This window comes from Myxococcus sp. CA040A, assembly GCF_013336725.1.
In the GTDB taxonomy this organism is placed as follows: Bacteria; Myxococcota; Myxococcia; order Myxococcales; family Myxococcaceae; genus Myxococcus; species Myxococcus llanfairpwllgwyngyllgogerychwyrndrobwllllantysiliogogogochensis.
In genome coordinates, this window is sequence record NZ_JABUMR010000006.1 from 904,178 (window position 1) to 923,482 (window position 19,305).

At 67.7% G+C, this 19,305-nt stretch carries 16 protein-coding genes; 12 read left to right on the forward strand and 4 right to left on the reverse strand.

Features of this window, described 5'->3' with window-relative positions:
* Nucleotides 1–1,911: 1,911 nt before the first annotated feature.
* The 7 genes from HUA75_RS29890 (at nt 1,912) to HUA75_RS29920 (ending at nt 11,593) form a co-directional block, all read left to right on the forward strand.
* A complete protein-coding gene (locus HUA75_RS29890) occupies nt 1,912–2,175 on the forward strand; it encodes a hypothetical protein (protein ID WP_174488307.1) in 264 nt (87 codons plus the stop codon).
* A gap of 5,518 nt (nt 2,176–7,693) precedes the next feature.
* Nucleotides 7,694–8,485 carry a ParA family protein gene (locus tag HUA75_RS29895; protein ID WP_141642456.1) on the forward strand — a complete coding sequence of 264 codons (792 nt, stop codon included), beginning with the start codon at nt 7,694–7,696 and terminating at the stop codon, nt 8,483–8,485.
* A 67-nt stretch (nt 8,486–8,552) separates the two neighbouring features.
* Nucleotides 8,553–9,443 carry a ParB/RepB/Spo0J family partition protein gene (locus HUA75_RS29900; protein WP_141642457.1) on the forward strand — a complete coding sequence of 297 codons (891 nt, stop codon included), beginning with the start codon at nt 8,553–8,555 and terminating at the stop codon, nt 9,441–9,443.
* Between the two features lie 3 nt (nt 9,444–9,446).
* Nucleotides 9,447–9,905, forward strand: a complete 459-nt coding sequence (gene bacM / locus HUA75_RS29905) for a bactofilin BacM (protein WP_141642458.1) — start codon at nt 9,447–9,449, stop codon at nt 9,903–9,905.
* Between the two features lies 1 nt (nt 9,906).
* Entirely contained in the window at nt 9,907–10,455 is a 549-nt protein-coding gene (locus HUA75_RS29910) for a hypothetical protein (protein WP_141642459.1), read from the forward strand.
* 218 nt (nt 10,456–10,673) lie between these two features.
* Complete coding sequence (locus HUA75_RS29915) at nt 10,674–11,141, forward strand: CoA-binding protein (RefSeq protein ID WP_174460380.1); 468 nt, start codon at nt 10,674–10,676, stop codon at nt 11,139–11,141.
* 266 nt (nt 11,142–11,407) lie between these two features.
* Entirely contained in the window at nt 11,408–11,593 is a 186-nt protein-coding gene (locus tag HUA75_RS29920) for a hypothetical protein (protein ID WP_174456120.1), read from the forward strand.
* A gap of 64 nt (nt 11,594–11,657) precedes the next feature.
* Here the strand turns inward: HUA75_RS29920 and egtD are convergent, their stop codons facing one another.
* Together egtD and egtB are read right to left on the reverse strand one after the other, a co-directional pair.
* On the reverse strand, nt 11,658–12,686 hold the full coding sequence (egtD, locus tag HUA75_RS29925; RefSeq protein ID WP_174488308.1) for an L-histidine N(alpha)-methyltransferase: 1,029 nt from the start codon (nt 12,684–12,686) through the stop codon (nt 11,658–11,660).
* A gap of 4 nt (nt 12,687–12,690) precedes the next feature.
* Nucleotides 12,691–14,037: an ergothioneine biosynthesis protein EgtB gene (gene egtB, locus HUA75_RS29930; protein ID WP_141642463.1), complete on the reverse strand. Its 1,347-nt coding sequence runs from the start codon at nt 14,035–14,037 to the stop codon at nt 12,691–12,693.
* A 296-nt stretch (nt 14,038–14,333) separates the two neighbouring features.
* Here egtB and HUA75_RS29935 point away from each other — a divergent pair, with 296 nt between their 5' ends.
* Nucleotides 14,334–14,723, forward strand: a complete 390-nt coding sequence (locus HUA75_RS29935) for a response regulator transcription factor (protein WP_141642464.1) — start codon at nt 14,334–14,336, stop codon at nt 14,721–14,723.
* Between the two features lie 18 nt (nt 14,724–14,741).
* On the opposite strand, the gene HUA75_RS29940 is transcribed toward HUA75_RS29935, so the two are convergent.
* Nucleotides 14,742–15,011 (reverse strand): hypothetical protein, encoded by a 270-nt coding sequence (locus tag HUA75_RS29940; RefSeq protein ID WP_246137148.1) that lies wholly within the window; start codon nt 15,009–15,011, stop codon nt 14,742–14,744.
* Between the two features lie 353 nt (nt 15,012–15,364).
* Here HUA75_RS29940 and HUA75_RS29945 point away from each other — a divergent pair, with 353 nt between their 5' ends.
* On the forward strand, nt 15,365–15,892 hold the full coding sequence (locus HUA75_RS29945) for a hypothetical protein (protein WP_174488309.1): 528 nt from the start codon (nt 15,365–15,367) through the stop codon (nt 15,890–15,892).
* A 161-nt stretch (nt 15,893–16,053) separates the two neighbouring features.
* On the forward strand, nt 16,054–16,434 hold the full coding sequence (locus HUA75_RS29950) for a helix-turn-helix domain-containing protein (protein ID WP_141642466.1): 381 nt from the start codon (nt 16,054–16,056) through the stop codon (nt 16,432–16,434).
* 144 nt (nt 16,435–16,578) lie between these two features.
* Here the strand turns inward: HUA75_RS29950 and HUA75_RS29955 are convergent, their stop codons facing one another.
* Nucleotides 16,579–17,856, reverse strand: coding sequence for a serine/threonine-protein kinase (locus HUA75_RS29955; RefSeq protein ID WP_174488310.1), 1,278 nt, complete (start codon nt 17,854–17,856; stop codon nt 16,579–16,581).
* Between the two features lie 453 nt (nt 17,857–18,309).
* Between HUA75_RS29955 and HUA75_RS29960 the strand changes: the two genes are divergently transcribed.
* Together HUA75_RS29960 and HUA75_RS29965 are read left to right on the forward strand one after the other, a co-directional pair.
* On the forward strand, nt 18,310–18,804 hold the full coding sequence (locus HUA75_RS29960; protein ID WP_174488311.1) for a hypothetical protein: 495 nt from the start codon (nt 18,310–18,312) through the stop codon (nt 18,802–18,804).
* A gap of 20 nt (nt 18,805–18,824) precedes the next feature.
* Entirely contained in the window at nt 18,825–19,304 is a 480-nt protein-coding gene (locus tag HUA75_RS29965; protein ID WP_174460383.1) for a cupin domain-containing protein, read from the forward strand.
* The last annotated feature ends 1 nt before the right edge of the window (nt 19,305 follow it).

Sequence of the window (19,305 nt, forward strand, 5' to 3'; positions counted from 1 at the left end):
ATGGAGTCGCGTCACGAGGTTGGAGGAGGAGCATTCCTGCGTGCTCAGCCCTGCACGGTTGTCATGACTTGATGCGAGCGTCCAAGCAGGTGCCCGCAGGCCCTGTTGCGCGGGTTCTGAGCCCGCGGCTACTGCTCGTTCCACGTGGAACAGGGTGAGTCGGGTCCAAGTCAGCGCGGGCTCCGACCGTGAGGACGGAGGCGTCATCGTGAAGCGATGGCTTCGAACGGACCTCGCGTGAGTTTGCCGCTCGTGGCTGAAGTTCCTGCAGCCCGTGGTGATGCAGGCCAGCCCTTCGAACCACACGTCGGTGAGCTCCATCGTTCGTGACGCGTGGACATGAGGGCCGTTCGACGTGTGTATCCCTGGAGGTTCGTGCCCACGGTTCGGACGCCATGCGCACCGGCGCAGGTGATGGGCCGTACGCAGACTCTTTTCGGTGGGGCCTCCGGATTCTTCGCGAACCCCAGACCCACTTGAGCCGAATCGGTGAGGGCAGGTTGGTGGTGGTCTGGTCGTGAAGCGCGAACCTCCGCACGGCGAGGTGTCGCGAGTGAGGGACGCGGGGGGCTTGCGTCGCGGCAGTGGGACCGAACCTTCGCGGCGACTGCTGGCTCTGAAAGGACGGGCGCGACAAGTGAACTCGCACGGCAGTGAGGATGCGAGCGCGCCAGATGGGGGGCGCATCGGGTGTCCGTACGGCTGAGGGTCTTCGAGGTGCTCGTTCGTGGGCCTTCGAGACGGAGCGCGGATGGGGGAGGGGAGGGGATGCCGTCCGTCACTTCTGCCCTGCACCCCATGGCGCGAACTCTGGAGTCAGCGAGTGCTCTCGGCTGTCGGACCGTTCTCCGGAGTTGCTGCCCCGTGAGGGATGCCGAGCACAGGGTCCTGCTGGTGGCGTGAAGTGAAGACCCACGCGACTGGCCCGTGCTGAGCCTGCTTCAACGAGAGGGGGAGCGCGGTGAGGTTCCATGTGGAACCCGAAGCGAGGAGTCGACTCGCGCCGCTTTCGCTGCAACGGCGTGCAGCGGACGGCGTGATTCGAGTGAAGGGAAGAGGCTGCCTGGTGGGAGGGGGAGGGGGCGCCAGTTGTTGGCGGAGTGCGGAGCCGCCTGCACTGTCACCCCGAGAAGCCGTGTCTCGATGGTGCCCGACCATGAGGACGCGTGAGAGGTCTCGTTCAGCCGCGCACCCCGGGAACGGAGACGAGTCCATGCGGTGAGGGAGCCTCTGGCTTTCTTGAGAGGTCGCGCCCCGTGGTGCCCCGTTCATCGGTGCGCGACGTCATGCGGTCCCGCTCGGGTTGCTTCTCGCTGGCGAGGTCGCTCAGCCATCGAGGCGTCGTGGTGCGGGTCCCCGTGGTTCACGGCTTGGGTGCCGCGGTCGTCCTCTTTCTGGTGAGGACGCCGAGAAGTCCCTTCTGGGTGCCGGTGCCTATCGACTCGCGTGAAGTCCGAACCATCACGCCTTGCCGCGCGTCAGGTTCCACGTGGAACGGCGAAGAGGGATGGGCCCCGCGTGCTGGCTGCACCTGGTTGAAGAGGCTGCTTCTCGAGGTCGTGCATGCCGACGCGGTGAAGACGCTGCCAGCCAGCGTTGCCGCGCATCGTGCTCCATCGTGGAAGGTGGCGGGAGCCAGGGCGAGTTCTCTTGGTGGGGCTTCACCTGGTTGATGGCGGTGCTTCTCGATGGCGCGCCGAATCACGTGAGACGGGCCTCAGTCAGCCAGCGGTTTCCACGCGCCGTGCTCCACCCGGAAGGTGACGGGAGCCAGGGCGAGTTCTCTTGGTGTCTTCACCCGGTTGAAGGCGGTGCTTCTCGATGCCGCGCGCCGAATCACGTGAGGCAGGTCTCAGCCATCCAGCGGTTTCCACGCGCCGCGTTCCATGTGGAGCGGCGATGGGGTCGAGGGTGAGTCCTCTGGGTTTCTTCACCCGGTTGAAGCAGCCGCTTCGCGAAGGCGTGCGCACCGGCTTGCGCGAGGCCTTGGTCATCCAGCGTTGCCATGCGCCGCGTTCCACGTGGAACGATGACGGGGGCTTGGGTGAGTTCATCGTTGAGTACGCGCCCGGCTGGAGCAGCCGCTTCGCGATGCCGGGCACGGCGACGCGCGTGGTGCCTCCACCAACCGGCGATGCCGTGTTCCACGTGAAACGGTGGAGGGGCCTTGGGTGAGTTCGTCCTCAGCAGCTCAAGGAGTCGCTTCGCGATGCCGTGCCGGCGGACTCGCCTGAAGTCTCTGCCAACCAGCGATGCCGTGCTCCGCGCGGAACGGTGAAGGGACCAGGGTGGGGCACGGGTCCTGAACTGGTTCAGGCAGTCGCTTCGCGATGCCGTGCACGGCGACTCGTGCGAAGCCCCCGCCAACCAGCGATGCCGTGTTCCACGTGGAACCCTGACGAGGTCCGGGGTGCGTTCCTCGTTGAGGGCGCGCCCGGTTGAAGGAGGCGCTTCGCGATGCCGTGCACGGCGACTCGCGTGATGCCTCCACCAACCGGCACGCCGTGTTCCACGTGGAACGGTGGAGGGGCCGGGGTGCGGTCGTCGTCCTCATCAACTCAAGGAGTCGCTTCGCGATGCCGTGCCGGCGGATTCGCCTGAAGTCTCCGCCAACCAGCGAGTCGTGCTTCATGTGGAACGATGAAGGGAACCAGGGTGGGGGCACGGGTCCTGAACTGGTTGGGGCAGTCGCTTCGCGATGCCGTGCACGGCATCGCGAAGCCCCGCCAACCATCGATGCCGTGTTCCACGTGGAACGGTGACGGGGCCTTGGGTGAGTTCCTCATTGAGGTCGCGCCTGGTTGAAGCAGAGGCTTCGTGATGCCGTGCACGGCGACTCGTGCGAAGCCCCGCCAATCAGCGATGCCGTGTTCCACGTGGAACCCTGATGAGGTCCGGGATGAGGGCCTCGTTGAGGTCGCGCCCGGTTGAAGGAGGTGCTTCGCGATGCCATGCGCGGCGACTTGCGTGATGCCTCCACCAACCGACGATGCCGTGTTCCACGTGGAACGAAGAAGAGGTCCAGATGGCCATCGCGTGCTGGCCTCACCTGGTTGAAGAGACCGCCGCGAAGCTTCTTCACGGTGTTGGTGCTGGCGAACTCGCATGAAGCCGCTGCCATCCCGCGATGCCGTGCGCCGTGTTCCACGTGGAACGAAGAAGGGGTCCGGATGAACGCCGCGTTGGCTTCCTCGCCTTGCTGATGAAGTGGCTGAGAAGCCGCCTCGTGGTGACGACGCCTGATGGTTCGTGTGCGGTGTTCCACGTGGAACCGATGCGAGCATGAGCACCGCTCCACGTGCCCGGACATCGGCATCGATGCGTGAAGGAGGTGAGCCGCGATGCTCGGTCCGGCGACGCATGTGCCGCCTTCGCGTGCAGGTGTTCTGGTGAGCATCCGTGTTCCACGTGGAACGCATCGCGCGCTTCATCACCTCTTCAACGAGATGCCGCGGCTGGTGGTGAGGGCCTCACGTGAGGCCTCCATCACCACGTGTTGCCGCGAACCGAGCAGATGGCGAACCCACTTCCTGATGCGCGACGTGTGCCGTGTTCCGCGTGGAACGCGGTGGTGCGTGGACTGGTGTGGACCGTCCAGTTGCTGGTGCCGTGCGGCCCATGCACGCGCGTTCGTGTTCCACGTGGAACGGCGGGGAGGCAGCGCTCGGGATGCGTCGGTGCCTTCGCCGAGAAAGGGTCGTGAGCGCGTTCTCGATGATGTCCGCATGTCGCCATGCGTGAGGTCATGCGAGGTCGATGCGGCGCGAATCGTGTTCCACGTGGAACACGAAAGCGGTCCGCGCGAGCGGTCGAAACCCGTGCTCACGCGATGCCGTGTTCCACGTGGAACGAGGTGACGCCTGAACCGGTCTCAAGGAGTCGTGCGGGTAGCGGAGCCTCATGCTCCCGTGTTCCACGTGGAACGCAGAAGCCGTTCACGTGGTGGCGCGTGCGACGTGCCGTTCACCTCATCAACGTGGTGGTGGGCCTTGGCCGGTGATGCGCAACGGCGCTGACCTGCGTGACGCTGTCGCGAGCGGTCGATGCGAGCCGTGTTCCACGTGGAACGCGGAAGCCGTTCTCAAGGTGGCGCGCGCTACGTGCCGTTCACCTCATCGACGTGGTGTTGGGCCGTTGCCCGGTGAGGCTCAGCGGTCCCGTTCTGCATGACGCTGTCGCGAGCGGTTCGTGTTCCACGTGGAACGCAGAAGCCGTTCACGTGGTGGCGAGCTACGTGCCGTTCACCTCATCAACGTGGTGGTGGGCCTTGGCCGGTGATGCGCAACGGCGCTGACCTGCGTGACGCTGTCGCGAGCAGTTGAGGCGACGCGGGTCGTGTTCCACGTGGAACGCGGAAGCCGTTCTCGTGGTGGCGCGCGCCGCGTGCCGTTCACCTCATCAACGTGGTGTTGGACCTTGGCCCAGCGAGGCTCAGCGGTGCCGTCCTGCATGACGCTGTCGCGAGCGGGTCGTGTTCCACGTGGAACGCAGAAGCCGTTCACGTGGTGGTGTTGGGCCTTTGCCCGGTGAGGCTCAACCACGCTGACCCGCGTGACGCTGCCGCGAGCCGTTGAGGCGACGCGGGTCGTGTTCCACGTGGACCGGTGATGGGTGCCGAGCAGTGGTGGAACGCCGGTGCCGTGTTCCATGTGGAACGCGGAGGCAGCCAGGGTGGTGACGGGTGCTCGGCCTCATCGACGTGGTGTTGAAGACCGATGAGAAGGTGTTCACACGCTGCGCTTCCGCGATGGTCTGAAGGACCTCGTGCCGTGTTCCACATGGAACGCGGTCACGAGTCGGAAGGGCGGACTTCATCCGCGAAGACAACGTGCCCTTCGCTTCGAGCCGATGTCGCGGACAGGCAGATGCCTGGTGCCAGCGCGTCGCGCGCGAGTTCCGATGTCGCCGTGGCCTTTGAGGCTGTTCCACGTGGAGCGCGCGCGCCGATGTGGTGCGCGGGTGTTCATCCGAAGCGCGCTTCAGCGTGTGGCGTGTCCCACGCGGGAACGGGTGTCGTGACCGATGGGTGCGGACAACGAGCATCGCGTGAACACGGTGAGCCACTTGGGCACGCATCGTCGCCGCTGTGTTCCGCGTGGAACGCCGTGGTGGTGATGCGTGCTGAGGCGGCGACGAACGCGTGTCGCCTTCCACGCGGAACAGGTGAAGTGACCGCGCTGAGTCCTGGGGGTGGAGATGAGGACTCGCGAGGCCGGGTGCCGACCCAGGCTCCACCTGGTTCGCGTGTCGGGTCCGTCCCCGGTTGTGGCGATGCCGTGTGCTCATGCTTGCTGGCTTCAGCGTGAAGCGAGCTGTGCGGTGGACGGTGGTCGCGCGCTGGAGGCCGGACAACGCTTCGATGACTTCACGGCATCGAGTGAGGGTCGCGGCGCGCACCAGATGGAACGAAGCAGAGCCTCACGCTGAAACGATCGATGCGGGGATGTCTGGTGCGAGTTGGCCAGTTCGATGCCGCGCGCGCCGTGGCCCGCGTGAAACGGAGGTGCGGTCCGCGGCCCCGTGTCCAGATGGTGCCGAACGGGCAGGTGGGTTTCGGCAAGCACCGCCGGCCGCGCGCATCGCCGCATGTGGAGTGGCGATGGGGGAGCTGGTTCATGCCAGCGTGGTGCTCGCGGCACGGATGGCGTGTCGAACTGGCCGTTGAGCCGGTAGGGCAGTTCAGGCGGCGCCGCTGAAAGCTCTCGGATGGCGGGGCTCATCGCTGAACGAGGCTGCACCTCGCTTCATGTCGAATGGTCGATGGAGGTCGCGAGCCGGTTCGCGCCGCGTCAGTTGGAACCAGCGAAGAGTGTTCGCGCGATGCCCCACGTCGAACGGGTGCTGGCGGTAGCGAACTCGTTCACGTGGAGGCGTCCGATGGTGAGTCAGTGCTGGGCGCCGGACCGGATGGTGGTCGCGCCACTCCGCACGTCGAACGGGTGCTGGAGGTAGTGAACTCGTTCATGTGGAGGCTTCCGATGATGAGTCAGCGATGGGCGCCGGACCGGATGGTGGTCGCGCCACTCCTCATGTCGAACGGGTGCTGGCGGTAGCGAACTCGTTCATGTGGAGGCTTTCGATGATGCGTCAGCGATGGGCTCCGGACCGGCCAGTGGCCGACCTGCACCTCGCGTCGAACGGGTGCTGGGAGTGGTGAGCGCGCTCACGCGGAGGCTTCCGATGATGAGCCAGCGATGGGCGCCGGACTGGATGGTGGTCGAACCACACCTCACGTCGACCGGCGGTAGCGAACTCGTTCATGCGGAGGCTCGTTGATGAGGCGCGAGGGTTGCCACATGGGCAGTGGCCAAACCGCACCTCGCGTTGGCTGGGTGATGGAGTGGGCGAACCGGTTCGCGCGGTGGCTCTCGATGAGGAGACCTCGACGGGCGACGCATTGGAGGGCGTGCGGTGCCTCACGCCGGATGAGCGGGGGAGGTGGCGAACCGGTTCATGCGGAGGCTCTTGGTGATGACGCATCGGAAGGGGTCGTGCAGCGCTTCACACCGGATGGGTGATGGAGGTGGCGAAGTGGCGCATGCGGAGGTCTCGATGATGACGCCGCAATGAACTGAATGGTGGTCGACCCACGTCTCCCGTCGAACGAGCGATGGAGGTGCCGAGTTCGCTCATGCGCAGGCTCTCGCCGATGAGCATTGAGGAGCGCTGCATCGGACGGTGGTCGACCCATGCCTCAAGTCCAACGAGCGATGGATGGAGATGGCGGACCTGCCCGTGCGAGGGCGCTCGATGATGACGCATCGATGGGCGACGCATCGGACGGTGGCCGAACCGCACCTCATGACGAACAGGCATGAGCAGTGACGGCCCGGTTCATGTTGGTGCTTCCGACAAATGCATCGAGTTGGCGCACGGTGCGGAGGTTCCCCATCGCTTCATGTTGAACGGACAAGAGCCGTGGCGAGCCGACTCATGCGAATGCGACCAACAACGCACCGATGAGTGGCGTCACCTCCGATGACCCCGAGGCGACTTCATGTTGAACGGACAAGAGCCGTGGCGAGCCGACTCATGCGAATGCGACCAACAACGCAGCGATGAACAGCTGCCGCCGCGGAAGACAGTCGAAGCGCACTTCATGTCGTACGAGTCACGCGTGAAGGGTTGGTTCATGCGAGGGCTCGTGACAGCGCATGGATGGTGCGCGCCATCGGAGGGCAACCGCAGTGCGCTTCATGGCGGACAGGCGATGAAGGTTGCGAGCCGGTACGAACCGGCACTTCCGATGCTGCCTGGGTGGGCCTCATCGTCCGGCGAGGTTGCCCAGCGCTTCCACGTCACCCAACCCATTTGAACGGTGCACGGAGGTCGCGAGTCGAGCAGGCCCGTTCCATATGGAACGCGTGCGCGGACGGACTTGAGCGGTGACACCGACCCCCGTCACCCGCGTGCCCCCTTATAAGGAGGGCATCCGAGCAGTCTCCCCACGCCGCCCGAATCCAGGATGCGAACGCCCGGTCGGCCGGGTTCTGGACATAGGAAACCGTGCTCCAAGTCTCCGGAATCAGGCCTTCCGGCTTGCTTGGAAGCCCTCGAAAAGAGTCGTCACGCTGGGAGCGCCGTGAATTTGATCCAACACCGAATCGCGTGCTAGCAGCGGATCAGCGTGCAGTCGTGCACCGCATCACGCACGGCGCCCGGCTCTCGCCGGGCAAGAGAGAGGATGGGGCTCGTGGGTCGAATCATCTGCATCTCCAATCAGAAGGGTGGCGTGGGTAAGACCACCACCGCCATCAACCTCGCCGCGAGCCTCGCCTCCGCCGAGCGCCGCACGCTCCTGGTTGACATGGACCCGCAGGGCAACGCCGGCAGCGGCCTGGGCCTCAAGCAGGACAAGCTCCACGGCACCATCTACGACGCGCTCCTCAATGGTCGCCCCATGAAGGAGCTCTTCCACCCGACCGAGCTGCGCTACCTCCAGGTCGTCCCCGCCACGCCCGACCTCACCGGTGCCGAAGTCGAACTCGTCAACCTGGAGAACCGCGAGTTCCGCCTCCGCGACGCCCTGCGCCCCCTGGCCTCCGAGTTCGACTACATCATCATCGACTGCCCGCCCTCGCTCGGCCTGCTCACCCTCAACGCCCTGTCCGCCGCGGACTCCGTCCTCATCCCGCTGCAGTGCGAGTACTACGCGCTCGAGGGTCTCTCCCAGCTCACGCACACCATCGACCTGGTGAAGCAGGGCCTCAACCCCGACCTGAAGATGGAGGGAATCCTCCTCACCATGTTCGACGCTCGCGCCAACATCGCCCACCAGGTCGTGGACGAGGTGCGCGGCTACTTCAAGGAACAGGTCTTCCAGGTCGTCGTCCCGCGCAACGTGCGCCTGTCCGAGTGCCCGTCCTTCGGCAAGCCCATCATCCTCTATGACATCAAGTCCAAGGGCTGCGAGAGCTACCTCGCCCTCGGCCGCGAACTGATGAAGCGCGACACTCCCAAGACGCCCCGCCGGCGGGTCGCCTGAAGCCCTCCGCGAGCCTTTGCGTCGCCCATGCCCGTCGTGAGTCTCCTCGCGGCGCTGGAGTCCTGACTTGGTGAAAGCAGACACGCAGAAGCGCGCCCTCGGTCGTGGGCTCTCCGCACTCATCCCCCAGGCCGCTCCCGGCAAGGCCGCCGAACAGGCCGCCCTCAAGGCCGGCGTCCTCAAGCTCCCGATTGAGGCCATCCACCGGGACAAGGACCAGCCGCGGCGCTACTTCGACGAGGAGAAGCTCAAGGAGCTCACCGAGTCCATCAAGACGCAGGGCATCCTCCAGCCCATCCTGGTGCGCAAGGACGGGGACGGCGGCTACAAGCTCATCGCCGGCGAGCGCCGGTGGCGCGCCTCCCAGGCCGCGGGCCTCAAGGAAGTGCCCGCCATCATCAAGGACGTCACCGAGGTCCAGGCCTTCGAGCTGGCCCTCGTGGAGAACCTCCAGCGCGCGGACCTCAACCCCATTGAAGAGGCGGAGGGCTACAAGCGCCTGACGGACGAGTTCCGCCTCACGCAGGAGCAGGTCAGCCAGCGCGTGGGCAAGGAGCGCTCCACGGTGGCCAACGCGCTGCGCCTGCTCGCGCTGCCCGCGGACGTGAAGCTGATGGTGGCGGACGGCTCGTTGAGCATGGGACACGCGCGCGCCCTCCTGGGCGTCCCCCGCCTGCCCGAGCTGCAAAACCTGGCCAAGCAAGTGGCCGACAAGAAGCTGTCCGTGCGTGACACGGAGCGGCTGGTCCAGCAGAGTCGCACCCACGGCAAGAAGGATGCGGGCAAGACGCCGCCGAAACAGAGCCCGCAGGTGAAGTCCTTGGTGGAAGAGCTCCAACGTCGTTTGGGGACGAAGGTCCGGTTGACCGAACGAAGCCCCGGAAAGGGCACCATCGAGGTGGACTTCTTCTCCTACGATGACCTGGACCGGCTGTTGAAGCTGCTCAGGAAGGAGTAGCGCGTGGCGCTCCTTGGCGGGAAGAAAGACGAAGCACCCAGCAAGCCCCTGTTCAAGCGGGAGGAGGAATCCGTGTCGCAGCGCTCTGGTGAGGTTCATACGCTTCTGGGCAAGGGAAGCGAGTTCGAGGGGAAGCTTACCTTCGAGGGGCAGGTCCGCATCGACGGCAAGTTCCAGGGGCAGATCATCACCAAGGACGTGCTCGTCATTGGGGATGGCGCCAAGGTCAATGCCGAAATCCAGGCCGGCACCGTCATCATCAACGGTCAGGTCGAAGGCAACGTGAAGGCCACCCAGATCATCGAGCTCAAGACTCCGGGCCGCGTGAAGGGAAATCTAGAGACGCCGTCGCTGTCCATGGACCGTGGCGTCGTCTTCGAGGGCACGCTGAAGATGGAGAACCTGGGTGGCAACGCCGCCTCGGCGCGTCCTCCTCCTCCTGGCGGCGAGTCGAAGAAGTAAGGTGCGTCAGCGCGCGCACATCGCGCCAGCCCTGGTGCTGGCGCTGTCGCTGCTGTCCGGTTGCAAGGGCTGCAAGGACGAGGGTGCCGACTCCGGCGCCCTCTCTCCGGACGGCGCCGCGCAGACCCCTCGTTCCGGTGTGAAGGTTCCACTGCCGGACGGTTGGTCCGCGCAGGTCGCTCCCGACGACAGCTTCCAGGCGGGCCCGCCCGGCCGCCCGGTGCTTCGAGTGGACCTGCGCCGAGGCCAGGGTGAGCAACTGCCCACCGTGGACGCGCTGGCGGAGCGCGTGCGCGAGGAGTCGAAGAACTTCGAGGTGTCGCTGGACCAGGAAGAGTCCAAGGACACCTACTCGCTCTTGCGCGTGACGATGGCGCCGAAGCTCGCGGACGGTGGCATCGGCCTCCAGGCCCCCGCGCTCTTCGGTGCCCGCCGCGTGGGCAACGACCTGTTCCTCTGCGCGACGCTGCCCGGCGCCTCACCGGAAGATGTCCGGCTGGCCACCGAGGCGTGCCGCGAAATCGAAGTCCAGTCCTCCCAGTCCAAGTAGTCGCGCGGCCTCACGACGACGGGCCGGTGCCTCCTCGCCCCGCGAGCGAGCCACCGAGCCCCTGGTCCGGCCCATGTCCCCGCTCACGAAGAGGCGCGCGCTCCCGAGCACTGGACCTCCAGGGTCCAGTCGCCTTCCGCGGAACGAACCCGCCGTTTCGGCGTCGGACGGGTCGTCACCGGGAGCGAGCGTGGCAAGGTTGGCTCCAGGAGGTGGTCATGGACTGGAGAGCGAATCTCGTCGAGGACGACGCGGGCGTGAGGGAAGTGCTGGAGCACTCGCGGAGGGTGGCGGTGCTGGGCATCCGCTCGGAGGCGCAGGCGCACAAGCCGGCGTACTCGGTGCCGGCGTTCCTCCAGAAACACGGCTACGACATCGTCCCGGTGTCGGTGCACGGCGAGAAGGAGCCCATCCTCGGCCGGCCCGTGTACTCCGCCGTGGCGGACATCCCGGGGGACGTGGACCTGGTGCAGGTGTTCCGTCGCCCGGAGGACATCGACGCGCACGTGCCGGACCTGCTCGCCAAGAAGCCGCGCGCGGTGTGGTTCCAGCTGGGCATCCGCAATGACGCGGCGGCGGAGAAGCTGGCCCGTGCCGGCATCCGCGTGGTCCAGGACCGGTGCATGAAGGTGGAGCTGATGCGGCTGCTCCAGGAGCGCCAACCTGGTGGCGCGCTCCCTGTCTGACGCCCGAGAGCAGGCAGGCGTGGCGCGGTGCTGAACATTCAGCGAGCGCCGGGCGTCCATCCGATTATGGATGAGAAGATGAACCGGATGGCTCCGAGCTTGGGACGAGGGGTGCACTTCCGTGCACGCCGCGTCGCCATCGTCGCACGGGGACTTCCAGATTCTTTCGCGAGTCCCTAACCTTGTCGTTCCCCCGGCCCGTGGTGGGTCAACACCCCAGCCCATCCTCCGGACCTCCACGCAGCGCCCCGCAAGGAGTTCCCCGCATGTCGTTCACCGGAATGCTCCCCCTTCACCTTGCCACCGTGGACCTCAGCCCCGTGGGGGAGCGGCTGTTCGCCGCTGGAGGGCTCGCCGTCACCGTCCTCGCCGCGCTGTGGTTTGCCTGGACTCGGCCCATGCCGCAGCCCGTGCCCGTGCGCGTGCAGTCCCGTCGCAACCCCCGACGCTAGTCGTCGGAGGACGCCGGACCTGGTGGCCGGGTGATGCCCGACCCCAGGTCCGAGCCCCTGGAACTCAGCCGCGCTTGAGCGCGAGGGACAGGGCGAAGTCACCCGCTCCGTCCGTCCACCACGCCGCCAGTCCCAGCCCCGCCGCGTCCAGCTCCGCCTCGACGCGTGCCTGCTCGAACTTGCAGCTCACCTCTGTGCGCAGCACCTCGCCCTCGGCGAAGTCCACCCGGCGCTTCAGGGAGGACAGCCAGACGGACTGCGGGCGCTGCGACACCAGGCGCATCTCCACCCAGGCGTTGTGCTCGTCGAAGGGCGCGACGTGCTCGAACGCCTCCGGGTCGAAGTCCGCGCCCAGCTCGCGGTTGAGCACGCGCAGCACGTTGCGGTTGAACTCGGCCGTCACCCCGGCGCTGTCGTTGTAGGCGGCGAACAGCCGCGCGCGGTCCTTGATGAGGTCGGTGCCCAGGAGCAGGCCGTCACCGGGCTGCAGGCCCGAGGACAGCTCGCGCAGGAAGCGCGCTCGCTCGGTCGGCTTCAGGTTGCCGATGGTGCCGCCCAGGAACGCCACCAGTCGCCGTCCGCCTCCGGGCAGGCGCGACAGGTGGTGCTCGAAGTCGCCCACCACCGCGTGCACGGTGATGCCCGGGTACTCGCGCGCCAGGGACGCCGCCGCGCGCCGGAGGAACGCCTCGCTCACGTCGAAGGGAACGAAGCGCGACAGCTGTCCCGCCTCCTCCATCGCATCCAGGAGCAGGCGCGTCTTCTCGCTGGTGCCACTGCCCAGCTCGATGAGCGTCGTCGCGCCGCTCAGCCTCGCCACGTCTCCGGCATGGGCCAGCAGGATTTCCCGCTCACGCCGCGTGGGGTAGTACTCCGGCAGGCGGGTGATGTCGTCGAAGAGTTGGCTGCCCCGCTCGTCATAGAGCCACCGGGGTGACAGCTCCTTGGGCGAGCCGCACAGCCCCTGGAGCACTTCCTGTCGCAGGGCGCGCTTCGCGTCGCCCGGCTTCACGTACACCTCCACCCTCACCCCGGGGACAGCCTGCGTCCCCTCACCCGAAGTCGTCTCCACCGGCTGCACTGTCGACCTCATTGATTCACCTCACCTCTGACGCACAACGGAAGCCGGCGAAAATCTGCCGCCGGATGGGGTAGTCCCAGTTGCGAAAGCCATTGCGTACCGCCACGGGTGCGCTCGCCCAGGCCCCGCCTCGAAGCACCTTGTAGTCGTCGCCGAAGAACACCTCCGAGTACTCGCGATAGGGATACGCGCGAAAGCCCGCGTAGGGATGGAAGTCGCTCGCCGTCCATTCCCAGACATCTCCCAACAGGCCCCAGACGCCCTCGCTGCTGACGCCCTGGGGATGACTGCCCACTCGCGCGGGACCCCACGCGTCACCGCCCAGGTTGGCGTGCGCGGGCGTGGGCGCGTCGTCGCCCCACGGGTGCTCTCGCGCGACGCCGTCCGAGCCGCGAGCCGCTGTCTCCCATTCGGCTTCCGTGGGCAGCCGCTTCCCCGCCCAGCGCGCGTACGCGTCTGCTTCGTACCAGCACACGTGCTGCACCGGCTCGTTCGAGGGCAGCGGCTCCACCTGTCCGAAGCGCCTGCGCAGCCAGTGCCCGCCCTGCTGGGGCAGCCAGAACTGCGGGTGGCGCAGTTGCTCCGCGCGCACGAAGTCCCAGCCCTTGGGATGCCACCAGCGCGCGTCGTCGTAGCCCCCCGACTCGACGAAGGCGACGTAGTCCCCGTTGGTGACGGGGTGCGCATCCATGAGGAAGGGCGCGACCTCGCGCGCGTGCGCGGGCCGCTCGTTGTCGTACGCCCACGGTGACTCGCTGCCCAGGCGCACCGTGCCGCCGGGGATGAAGACGGGCTGGCGGGTGATGGGAACGGGGCTCGGATGCGGACGCGGCGAGCTGATGCGGTACTCCACGTCCGTCATCAACTGGAGCGTGGCGGCGAGCGTCTCCGCGTGCTGCTGCTCGTGCTGCGCCACCATGCCGAAGACGTACCCGCCCACCAGCAGCGGCGCCTCGCTGTCCTCGGGCACGTGGTCCGACAGGTGCGCGCGCACGGCTTGACGCACGCGCGCGGCGTAGGCGAACGCGGACTCGGGGGACAGCAGCGGCAGCAGGGCGCGCGTGTTCCGGGGGTGCTGGAAGGCGTCGTAGATGGCGTCGAAGGCCGGGTCCGTCAGCGCCGGTGCGCCGAGCGCTCGCAGCAGCCACTGCTCCTCGTAGTTGGCGACGTGCGCGACGTCCCAGATGAGCGGTGACATCAACGGCGAGTGCTGGTTCATCAGCACATGCTCCGGCAGTCCGGCGAGCATGCGCAGCACGCGGGCGCGCGCGGCCTCCAGCTCGGCCCAGGCCCGCGCCTTCCAAGCCCTTCCCGGTGCACTGCCTGGCTGTCGTGTCGTCGAGCTGTCCGTCGTACGGGACATGGCGCCTCAAGCTAGGGCGTGGAACGGCGTGAGGGTAAGTCCCGGGCCCCTCGGCCGCAGGTTCCCGTGCGGGAATGTACGTTTCCGTGGGGGGCGGCCGACCTGGCCGATGCTGCGACACCTCGCTGGCACTCCACCCGTGACATCGCCTCGCGCCTCGCGTGTTTCCCGCGCGTCGTGAGCGAGCCCGTCCTCCCCGTCAGGATGCGTGGCGCCCGACGCGCATGCGCACGATTCTGTCCACTTTCGCCGCGTAGACTCGCCCCCAGGGTCGCCGTGAGGGGGAGGGGACCTCTATGCTGTCCACCATGGCCAGCGTCGCGAAGCACAGCTCCGTGCTCGTCGTGGAGGACGAGGACGACATCCGTGCCGCCATCGCGGAGATTCTGGAGAGCGAGGGCTACGACGTCACCATCGCGACCAATGGGCGCGAGGCGATGGAGGAGCTCTCCGACGTGCGCTACGTGCCCCGGCTCATCCTGCTGGACTTGATGATGCCGGAGATGAACGGGCATGAGTTCCTCGCGCGGCGGCAGACCATCCCCCGGTTGCGAAACGTTCCGGTGATGGTGCTCACCGCCGTCACCACCGACATTCCACCCGGCGCCAATGCGCTCCTGCGCAAGCCCTTCTCCGTGGAGGAGCTGCTGGAGGCGGTGCGCAGCATGTTGCCCATCGCCGCCTGAGTGGCGGGGGGCCGGTGCTCACGGCTCGCGCTCCACGGAGAGCAACGTCAACGTGCGCGAGCGCTCGTCCCACGAGTAGCCCAGGGCGAGCCCATGGTGCGCCAGCACGTGTCGACCCAGGCCGCCGCCTTCGGGCAGCGGACCCCGCACCGTGGTGTCCCCCAGCCGCTCCAGCGCGCCCTGCAGCGCCCCGAAGGCCTCCGCGCTCATACGCCCCACCTCTCGCCACGCCTGGGGCGAGTAGTGGATGCGGTGCGGTCCGGGTGGGCGTTGGCGGAGCTGCGGCATGTCCTGGCGTCGACGTTCCTTTCCAGGGGGACTCCCTTGCCAATCCCGTGCCCGCGCGGATCCACCCCGTTCGTCCCCTCTGGGTGCGGGGGAGATGGTTCGAAGCTGAAGGAGTTACAGGAGGAAGCGAAAGAGGCCGGAAGAAACGACAGGTGACGAGGGGTCCTCTGCTCGGGAGGAGGGCGGGGGATCAGCCTCGCCGTGCCCTCGCCCGAGAAGGGGACGAGCCCGCCCGGGTGGCCGGGGGGGAGGCGGCACCCCGAGCCGTCGTCGTGCCCTGGCTGCCCGCTCGCGGCCCGCGTGCTCACGTTTCGACACACGGGGAGGCACGTGGCCCCGGACAAGGAGAAGCCATGGCGGCACGGCGCAGATACACCCCCTGGTCTGCCACGAACGGGCTGCTGTTCGGCGTCATCGCGGGCGTGGTGTTGGGGTTGGCGGAGGTGGTGATGGCCCTGGCCGCGGGTGACAGTCCCTTGCGGCCGGTGCGCATGTCCGCGGGCATGGTGCTGGGGCCTCGAGTCTTCGGCGAGGGCTTCCCGGTGGGGACGATGGTGCTGGTGGGCGTGGGCCTCCACCTGGCCGTGTCCGCGCTGGTGGGCGTGTTCTATTCGTTCCTCGACGCCATGCTTCCGGTGGATGGACGGGGACGCTGGGAGTTCCAGGCCGCGGTGGGAATGTTGTTCGGCATCGCGGTGTGGCTGGTGGACTTCCAGTTCATCGCGCGGGGCTACTACCCGTGGTTCCTCGACGTGCCGCAGTTCCCCCAAATCGTGTTGCACGCCGTGTTCCTCGGGTTGCCGTTGGCGTTGCTCTTCACCGCGGCGGAGCGACGCCGCGCGCTGATGGACGTGGCGGAGAGCGCGTCTTCATCACCGTGACGTGCGAGTGAAGCGGGAGGCCGCGAGAGGCGCGCGCGAGGCGTGGCGCGCGTTTGAAAAAACGCTGAAGGTATGGTGAAAGTACCCGACCTTCAGGGTTATCTAGGGGCTTCCGAGGCGCCTGGAGCGGGGCCCTCCTTTCGTGGACGACTGACACACGCATGGACACAGAACTGGCGAGCATGCTGGGCGCGGCGGCGAGGGCTGCCCGGGTGCGGATGGGCCTGACGCAGGCCGATGTGGCGGAGCGGATTGGGATGGCGTCGGAGGTGTACGGCCGCCTGGAGCGAGGTCACATGCTCCCCAGCGTGCAGAACCTGCGGCGACTGTGCGTGGTGCTGAATGTGCCGCCCCACCAACTGCTGGGGTTGGGTGATGACCTGGCCGCGCCGCCGCCCGCGAAGGACAAGGCGGGCAGCAAGTCTCGCGAGGATGACACGCCGGAGATGCGGCGGCTGATGCGCAACCTGCGCAAGCTGTCCCCGGTGCAACTCAAGCTGATGAACCTGGTCGCCTCGGCGATGCAGCAGAAGAAGAAGTGAGGCACCGGGCCCCGGCGCCGTGAGCGCGGGGGCTGTGTCCTGGGCTCGCGGGCCCCGAGGTTCGGAGGTTCGGAGGTCCGCTGGAGTCCGTGTGGATCCGACCGGTTCGTGCGGAGGATCCACCGACGTGCCCGCTGGGGTGACTCACCTCGGGGCGGGTGATGCCACGAGCACCTCGTCGGGGCCCATCGTCCCAGAGAGGGCGGCCTCCGGTGCGCAGCGCAGGGCCGAGAGCGCCCACCCCAGCAGGAGGATCAACACGACCCACGCGCCCACCATCCAGGGGCTCAGCGTGATGCGGAGTTCTCGGCGTGCCTTGCGGGGATGTGCCCGTGCGCCTCCTCCGGATGAGGACGTGGGCCTCGCCTGGGAACGGGAGCCTCCTGGAGGCGTTGGTCTCCTCGGGGGCCTGTGGATCAGGGGTGTGGGCCAGGGGCCCAGGGTGGAGGAGTCACGAGAGGCGCGTCGGGAGTCCGTCGCGTTCTTCTCGGGAGGTGGCCGCGAGAACAGGGGCCTGTCCCAGTCGAGGGTCGCCGCGCGCAGCGCCGTTTCGAGCGCATCGTGCAGCGCGCCGCCATCCGGGAACCGTTCTTCGGGACGCTTGCGGAGCAGCCGCTGGGTGATGGCCTCCAGCGCGAGGGGGACGTGCTCGTTCAGCGTGGAGGCTGGTGGAGGCATGCGCGTCTCGATGTGCTCGGCCAGCACCTCGCGTGGGAGCGTGAGCGAGAAGGCGGGTGTTCCCGTGAGGACCTCGTGGAGCGTCACGCCCAGGGCGTAGAGGTCATCCGTGGCGCGGAAGGCATAGCGAGCGCTCTTCTGGGAGTGGTGCTCGCGGTGGAAGCGCAGGGCCTCCGGGCTGCGGTACTGGGGCGTGCCTGGAGGGAGGGGACCTTCCGTGAGTGGCAGGGACTCGGCGTGGTTCGCGCTGCCGAAGTCCACCAGGACCGGGGAGTCATCGATGGCGCGCACCAGGATGTTGGACGGCTTGAGGTCGCGGTGGAAGACGCTGCGCGCGTGGAGTTCCTGGAGCGTCAGGGCGAGTCGGGAGAACAGGCGCGCCACGCGGCGCGCGGAGGGGGCCTCGCGCTTCACCCAGGCGGCCAGCGTGGCGCCCTCCACGTAGTCGAGGACGACGTAGTGGTAGCCCGTCCGAGCATCCGGCCAGCGGCCGTGAGCCCAGACGCGCACGACATGGGGATGCACGGCATGGAGCAGACACGCCAGCTCCCGGATGGCCCGCGCGTCCGTGCGGTCCAGGTCGTCACTGCCCGGCCCGCGCAGCGCGAACTTGAGCGCATGCAGTCGCCCGCCGTGCTCCACCTGGAACACCGCGCCAAAGGAACCCTGGCCCAGCCGAGCGAGGACACGCCAGGGACCCACCTTCATCCCCGGACGCAGCGCGAGCGGATGGCCCGTCATCATGGCGTCCCCCGGAGCACCGTGACGGTGGCGCGTCCGAGACGCCTGGACCCCGCGCTCCGTCCGGGCCTCGGGAGGGACGCGTCCACGTCATCCATCGACGCGGCGTGCTCGTGGGTGCATCCGTGCCTCGCGAGAGTCCTCCTGGCGGACGCGTCGCACAGCGGACGCATCGACCGTTCCAGGTGAGGGCACGCGAGGCGGGAGAAGGGGGCAATCATCGACAGGACCCGGGGGTTGGGTTGGAACAATGGGTGACGACCTCCTGGGTCACAACCTAACAGGGTGGCCCCACGTTGGAAGATGGAACAGGTAGGGTCTCGCGCTTGGGGGACGGAGGACCCTCCTGGAATCCATGCACCTCCGGGCTGTAACCACGGGGCGCGCGCCGACGTAGCGGGGAACGACACCCTTCGGGTGGGCCCATGGCCCGCCGTCACGTGACGAGGTCCCCCTGTGCGACTGTGCTTCGCGCCGTGCGCCGTGCTCCTGCTGCTGACCGCCTGTGGTCCGTCCTCCTCCGTGGATGAAGGGCTGGGCGTGGTGGGGGAACTGGACACGTCCGAGGCGGGCATCACCGCCTTCGTGCGGCAGGGGCTCTACCGGGACTGGCTCGCCGAGCCCGCGCCACGCAAGTCCGTGAACTCCCATGGGGACAAGGTCCGCGTGTTCTTCAACCCGATGCTGGCGCAGTCGATGGAGGCGGGGAACGCCACGCACCCGGTGGGCAGCATCACGGTGAAGGAGCTCTTCGAGTCGGACGGGAAGACGGTGCGAGGGCACGCGCTCGACGTGAAGGTGTCCGAGGGCTCGGGCAAGAACACCTGGGTCTTCTACGAGGGCTTCGGGCCGGACTACGACGACAACTACTACGGCCGGGGACACGACACCTGTCATGGATGCCACGCGGCCAACGGGACGGACTACGTCGCCACCCCGCTGCCTCGCTGACGGCGCGTAGACTGGCGCCCATGGTCGACGAGCTGATTCGCGGGCTGGGCCTCGTGCCTCATCCCGAGGGTGGTTTCTACAAGGAGACGTACCGCGCGGCGCTGAAGGTGGAGACCCCTCGGGGGACTCGCTCCGCGGGCACGGCCATCTACTACCTGCTGACGCAGGACACCTTCGCCGCATGGCACAGCGTCACCTCCGACGAGGTGTGGCACTTCTACGAAGGAGCGCCGCTCGCGCTGTACCTCGTGGGCGAGGACGGACGGCTGGAGACGGTGGTGCTGGGGCGCGACGTGACGAAGGGCGAGCAGCCTCAAGTCGTCGTCCCCGCGGGCGTGTTGCAGGCGGGGGAGTCTCGGGGCGCGTACTCGCTGGTGGGCTGCACGGTGGCCCCGGGCTTCGACTTCTCCGACTGGGAGATGCCGACCCCGGAGTCGCTGGTGTCCGAGCACCCGGCGCACTCGGAGCTGATGCGCCGGCTGTCTCGGACCCGTCCCTAGC